Origin of the sequence: Pseudomonas sp. EGD-AK9, assembly GCF_000465935.2 — a bacterium.
Lineage (GTDB): Bacteria > Pseudomonadota > Gammaproteobacteria > Pseudomonadales > Pseudomonadaceae > Aquipseudomonas.
Genome location: NZ_AVOF01000249.1, coordinates 1 through 4,825 on the forward strand (window position 1 = coordinate 1; position 4,825 = coordinate 4,825).

Sequence of the window (4,825 nt, forward strand, 5' to 3'; positions counted from 1 at the left end):
CCTGCCGCCGCATGCCTGGCTCAAGCAGCGCCGCCTGGAGCAGGCGCGCGCCCTGCTCAAGAGCGGCTGCAGCGCGGCCGGCGTCGCCGCGCAACTGGGCTTCGCCGACCAGAGCCATCTGACGCGGCAGTTCAAACAGGCCTATGGCGTGGGGCCGGGCGAATACCGCAGGGCCTGTAGCCAGTAAATCCGCGAGATCGGCCCAGACTCGCTGCGCACGGCGCACCCTGGCGGCGCAAGATCGTTCAAGAACCTGCTCGCGGGCGCCGGTTAGACTGAGCGGCCCAAGGAGGTTCCATGTCCCGTCATCTCGAATTCACCCAGGGCGCCCGCGACATGCTGCCGATGCTGCTCGGCGCCATGCCCTTCGGCATCATCTTCGGCAGCCTGGCCGGCGCCGCCGGGCTCAGCCCCTGGCAGACCCTGGGCATGTCGGCGCTGGTGTTCGCCGGTTCGGCGCAATTCATCGCCGTCAGCCTGCTGGCCGGCGGCGCCGGCATGGCGGTGGTGCTGCTCACCACCTTCGTGGTCAACCTGCGCCATGCCCTGTACAGCGCCAGCCTGCAGCCCTACGTGCGCCACCTGCCCAAGCGCTGGCGCATGCCGCTGGCCTTCTGGCTGACCGACGAGGCCTATGCGGTGGTGCTGCAGCGCTACGCCCGCGGCGACAGCGCGCCGTATCGGCACTGGTACTTTCTCGGCGCCGCGCTGGCGATGTACGGCAACTGGCTGCTGTGCACCCTGATCGGCGTGCTGTTCGGCCAGGCGGTGCCGAATATCGGCGACTGGGGGCTGGATTTCGCCATGCTGGCGACCTTTATCGGCATCGTCGTGCCGATGCTCAGGAGCCAGCCGCAGGTGGCGGCGGCGCTGGTCGCCGCGGCGGTGGCGCTGGCCTGTCATGCGCTGCCCTACAAGCTCGGGCTGATGGCCGCGGCGGCCAGCGGCATTGTGGTCGGGGTGTGGCTGGAGCGGCGCGAGCCGGACTTGCAGGAGGAACTGGTGTGATGGATATCTGGTTGCTGATCCTGGGCATGCTGGCGATCACCTTCGCCACCCGCTACAGCCTGTTCGCCTTTCCCGACCTGCGTTTCCCGCCGCTGGTGCGCCAGGGCCTGCATTACGTGCCGACGGCGGTGCTGAGTGCCATCGTGGTGCCCGGCATGCTGCTGCCGGACGGCACGCACTGGGCGCCGAGCCTGGACAACGCCTACCTGCTCGCCGGCCTGGCGACCATCGCCGTCGCCGCCTTCACCCGCCACCTGCTGGCGACCATCGGCGGCGGCCTGCTGGTGTTCTTCCTGCTGCGCTGGGCGTTCGGGCAATTGCCGATCTAGCGCTACGCGCTAGACCAGGGTGCTGATCTTCAGCCCGCGCTGGCTCATGCGCAGGTACTGCTCGCTGGCCTTGAGCAGCAGGGCCTGGTCGTCCACCGTCAACTCGCAGCTCGGCTTGCCCTCGGCCTGGCTGCGGTAGAGGTTTTGCCCCGGGCGGCGCTGCAGGCACTGGTAGTGCTGGCGGCGCGGCTCGATCCGCAAGCTGAGCAGGTCGACGTAGGCCACCTGGACCTCGTCGCTCTGCCCGGTTTCCAGGGCGCAGCGTTGCAGCAGCGGGGTGTGGGTGAAGGGCGAGGCGGACAGCATGACGTGCTGGCAGCCCTGCAGATCGGGGCGCGGCTCGCCGTTGTGCAGCCAGTTGCCGCGGAGATCGCGCTGCAGGCAGAGCTTGCGCGGGCCGTGGTTGTCCACCTTGAGCCAGAGGCGGCGAAAGCGCCAGCGCGGGTCGCAGTCGAGCAGGTAGCTGGCGACTATGCTGTCGCCCCTGAGGCTCTGCATCAGGTGGCTGCTGGCATGGATGCCGGCTTCGTCCTGACTCAGGCGCAGGGTCTCCACGCCGGGGTTGCTCCAGGGTTTCCATACCAGGGTTTGCTGCATCGGGCGACTCCATGCCGTGTACGCACCACGGGAAGTGCCGCACGGATCGCGCCGAGCCCCTTCCCTGGTGACTCTTCATGGCGCGCAGGATAAGCGCTTGGTTTTGTGATGTCTGTCAGCTTTTGCCGACAGTTGCGCAAATTGTTGCGCGGCTGGATCAGTCCTGGCGGCGCAGCGGTGCCTGCTCGAACCGTACGCCATCCAGGCCGTGGGCCATCAGCGCGCGGATATTGCCGTGGTCGCTGCCGTCCGGGGTGGCCAGCACGCTGCGGTAGTGTTCGCCGAAGCAGCGCAGGGTTTCGTCCAGGCTGAAGCCTTCGAGCCGGGCCAGGCCGAGAGTCTTGCACGAGCCTTCGTTCTGCCCGGCGGCGTTGTCCACGCTGCCGTTGCGAAAGGCGCTGGGCTGGTAGTGGTAGTGCGCGGCGACGAAGGCCAGGGTCTCGGCGAAGGCGAAGTCGTCCTGCTGCAAGCGGCGGCGGAAGTCGGCGAGGGCGCTCATGCCTTGTTCCCCTTGTCGAAGGCGGCCTGCTGTTCGGGTGTGGCGTCCTTCTGGTACTTGGCTTTCCACTCGGCATAGGGCATGCCGTAGACCGCTTCGCGGGCCTGGTCGGGGCTCAGCTCGACGCCGAGGTCGTCGGCGGCGGCCTTGTACCACTTGGACAGACAGTTGCGGCAGAAGCCGGCCAGGTTCATCAGCTCGATGTTCTGCACGTCGGGGCGGGTGCGCAGGTGCTGCACCAGGCTGCGGAAGGCGGCGGCTTCCAGTTCGAGGCGTTCTTGCTCGGTCATCTCGGGCTCTCCGGGGCGGGCGGTGGCGGCGATGATAAGAGCCCCTCGCGGGGCCGGCAAGCCGACCGCGGCGCCGCTTAGCGGTGGCCGGCCAGGGTGATGGACACCGACTCGGCGAAACGCAGGGCGTGCGGTTTGTCCACTTCCACCTCGGCGTAGCGCACCGCCTGGTGGGCCATGACCAGGTCGAGGATTTCCTGGGTCAGGCGTTCGAGCAGGGCGAAGCGGTTGCCCTCGACGTGGGCGATGATCGCCTTGGTGATGGTGCGGTAGTTCAGCGCGTGGTCGATGTCGTTGACCTGCACGGCGTCGACCGCCGGATAGAGGATGGTCAGGTTGATCAGCACGTCCTGCTTGTTGTTGATCTCCTCCTCCTTGATGCCGATATAGGTGCGCAGGCGCAGGTCCTTGACGCGGATGCGCGCCATTCCGGGTTCCAGTCGCGGCATTACTTGTTCCGTCCGATCAGTTGCAAAAATTCGTGGCGAGTGTTGCAGGACTCGCGGAAGGCGCCAAGCATCACCGAGCTGCTCATCACCGAGTTCTGCTTCTCCACCCCGCGCATCATCATGCACATGTGCTTGGCCTCGATCACCACGGCGACGCCGGCGGCGTTGGTCACGCGCTGGATCGCATCGGCGATCTGCTTGGTCAGGTTCTCCTGGATCTGCAGGCGGCGGGCGAACATGTCGACGATGCGCGCCACCTTGGACAGGCCCAGCACCTTGCCGGTGGGGATGTAGGCGACGTGCGCCTTGCCGATGAAGGGCAGCAGGTGGTGCTCGCACAGCGAGTACAGCTCGATGTCCTTGACGATCACCATCTCGTCGTTGTCCGAGGCGAACAGCGCGCCGTTGACTATCTCTTCCAGCGACTGCTGGTAGCCGTGGCAGAGGTACTGCATGGCCTTGGCCGCGCGCTTGGGGGTGTCGAGCAGGCCCTCGCGCTCGGGATTCTCGCCCAGGCCGATGAGGATCTCGCGGTAGTGCTGGGGCAGTTGTGGGTGCATGGCAGTTGTCCTTGGCGCCGCCTCACTTGAGGTGGCGGCCGCCGTTGAGGGTCAGGGTGGTGCCGGTCAGGTACGGGTTGTCCAGCAGGTAGCGCAGGCTCAGGTAGAAGGCTTCCGGGCCGGGCTCGATGCCCAGCGCCGACTTGGCCAGGGTCTGCTGGCGATACTCGGCGTCGTCGTCCTGGTTGAACATCAGCAGCGCCGGGGCGATGCCGTTGACCTTGATGTGCGGCGCGAAGCGTGCGGCGAACGACAGCGTCAGGCTCTCCAGGCCGGCCTTGCTGGCGCAGTAGGCGGGGCGCTTGGCGCTGCCCTTGCGCGTCACGTCGTCGCTGACATGGACGATGTCGGCCGGGCTGGCGCGCTGCAGCAGCTCGGCGCAGTGCAGGTTGATCAGGTAGGGCGCGAGCATGTGCACGGCGAACAGCTGCTGAAAGGCCGCCGCCTCGTCGCCCGGCGTCTCGCTGAGCCAGTCCGAGGCGTTGTGGACGATGGCGCGCAGGCCGTCGGTGTGGCATTTCACCGCGTCGACGAAGGCGAGGATGCTGGCCTCGTCGCGAAAGTCCGCCGGCAGGCACAGGGCGCCGCGCTGACGCAGGCGCCGCACGCCCTCGCGTTCATGGCGGTAGCTGAGGATCACTGGCTGGCCGGCATCGAGCAGGCGTTCGGCGCAGTACAGGCCGACTCGCTGGCTGGCGCCGGTGATCAGGATGGGAAGGCTGGCAGCGCTCATTTCGGGCCCTGGCGGAATAAGGGAGGGTTCAGCGGCACCGCTTCGGGTTACCTGACCAGTAGGGAAACGGCACCGGCCGAACCTGGAGTAAAGCTATACCAGCTCGGCAACTTGTACAACCATGCCGCGCCTGTGGTTTTTCAGGAAAAGCGCTTTTTTTCGCTATTTCATTGAGCTTCAAGGGTTTTTAATTTTCTCTGGCCTGTAGAAAATTTGCTCTTTGCATGTACAAAAAACTTGTCTCTGTATAGGTGTGAGGTGTGGATGAGCTGGCGCGAGTTGCGTGCGGCCTGGCGCGCGGGGAGCGTGCTGCGCATCGAGGTGCTGGTGCTGCGCGCGGCGGGTTACCGCGCGCGGGCG

Annotated in this window: 9 protein-coding genes; 3 read left to right on the forward strand and 6 right to left on the reverse strand. The window is 66.7% G+C overall.

Going from position 1 to position 4,825, the window contains the following annotated elements:
- The 3 genes from N878_RS12775 to N878_RS12785 all read left to right on the forward strand — a co-directional run.
- Window positions 1–187 (forward strand): AraC family transcriptional regulator (locus N878_RS12775; protein ID WP_031303126.1); only part of this gene is annotated, 187 nt, incomplete at its 5' end.
- Window positions 188–297: 110 nt separating this feature from the next.
- Window positions 298–1,008 (forward strand): AzlC family ABC transporter permease, encoded by a 711-nt coding sequence (locus tag N878_RS12780; protein ID WP_021444038.1) that lies wholly within the window; start codon window positions 298–300, stop codon window positions 1,006–1,008.
- Window positions 1,008–1,337, forward strand: a complete 330-nt coding sequence (locus N878_RS12785) for an AzlD domain-containing protein (RefSeq protein ID WP_021444039.1) — start codon at window positions 1,008–1,010, stop codon at window positions 1,335–1,337. Before N878_RS12780 ends, N878_RS12785 begins: the two co-directional genes overlap by 1 nt.
- A gap of 9 nt (window positions 1,338–1,346) precedes the next feature.
- Here the strand turns inward: N878_RS12785 and N878_RS12790 are convergent, their stop codons facing one another.
- The 6 genes from N878_RS12790 to folM all read right to left on the reverse strand — a co-directional run bounded on the left by N878_RS12790 (window position 1,347) and on the right by folM (window position 4,465).
- Window positions 1,347–1,934, reverse strand: coding sequence for a putative glycolipid-binding domain-containing protein (locus tag N878_RS12790; protein WP_021444040.1), 588 nt, complete (start codon window positions 1,932–1,934; stop codon window positions 1,347–1,349).
- Window positions 1,935–2,091: 157 nt separating this feature from the next.
- Window positions 2,092–2,433, reverse strand: a complete 342-nt coding sequence (locus N878_RS12795) for a HopJ type III effector protein (protein WP_021444041.1) — start codon at window positions 2,431–2,433, stop codon at window positions 2,092–2,094.
- A complete protein-coding gene (locus tag N878_RS12800; protein ID WP_021444042.1) occupies window positions 2,430–2,723 on the reverse strand; it encodes a DUF1244 domain-containing protein in 294 nt (97 codons plus the stop codon). The genes N878_RS12795 and N878_RS12800 overlap by 4 nt, the downstream gene beginning before the upstream one ends.
- 77 nt (window positions 2,724–2,800) lie before the next feature.
- On the reverse strand, window positions 2,801–3,172 hold the full coding sequence (gene folX, locus N878_RS12805) for a dihydroneopterin triphosphate 2'-epimerase (protein ID WP_031303127.1): 372 nt from the start codon (window positions 3,170–3,172) through the stop codon (window positions 2,801–2,803).
- Window positions 3,172–3,732 carry a GTP cyclohydrolase I FolE gene (folE, locus tag N878_RS12810; RefSeq protein WP_021444044.1) on the reverse strand — a complete coding sequence of 187 codons (561 nt, stop codon included), beginning with the start codon at window positions 3,730–3,732 and terminating at the stop codon, window positions 3,172–3,174. Before folE ends, folX begins: the two co-directional genes overlap by 1 nt.
- Window positions 3,733–3,754: 22 nt before the next feature.
- Window positions 3,755–4,465: a dihydromonapterin reductase gene (gene folM, locus N878_RS12815; RefSeq protein WP_021444045.1), complete on the reverse strand. Its 711-nt coding sequence runs from the start codon at window positions 4,463–4,465 to the stop codon at window positions 3,755–3,757.
- Window positions 4,466–4,825 lie beyond the last annotated feature (360 nt).

Bases quoted from the DNA above. Each gene is read 5' to 3' on its own strand.
- N878_RS12780 (WP_021444038.1), top strand. From the start codon at position 298: ATGTCCCGTCATCTCGAATTCACCCAGGGCGCCCGCGACATGCTGCCG.
- N878_RS12785 (WP_021444039.1), top strand. From the start codon at position 1,008: ATGGATATCTGGTTGCTGATCCTGGGCATGCTGGCGATCACCTTCGCC.
- N878_RS12790 (WP_021444040.1), bottom strand. From the start codon at position 1,934: ATGCAGCAAACCCTGGTATGGAAACCCTGGAGCAACCCCGGCGTGGAG.
- N878_RS12795 (WP_021444041.1), bottom strand. From the start codon at position 2,433: ATGAGCGCCCTCGCCGACTTCCGCCGCCGCTTGCAGCAGGACGACTTC.
- N878_RS12800 (WP_021444042.1), bottom strand. From the start codon at position 2,723: ATGACCGAGCAAGAACGCCTCGAACTGGAAGCCGCCGCCTTCCGCAGC.
- folX (WP_031303127.1), bottom strand. From the start codon at position 3,172: ATGCCGCGACTGGAACCCGGAATGGCGCGCATCCGCGTCAAGGACCTG.
- folE (WP_021444044.1), bottom strand. From the start codon at position 3,732: ATGCACCCACAACTGCCCCAGCACTACCGCGAGATCCTCATCGGCCTG.
- folM (WP_021444045.1), bottom strand. From the start codon at position 4,465: ATGAGCGCTGCCAGCCTTCCCATCCTGATCACCGGCGCCAGCCAGCGA.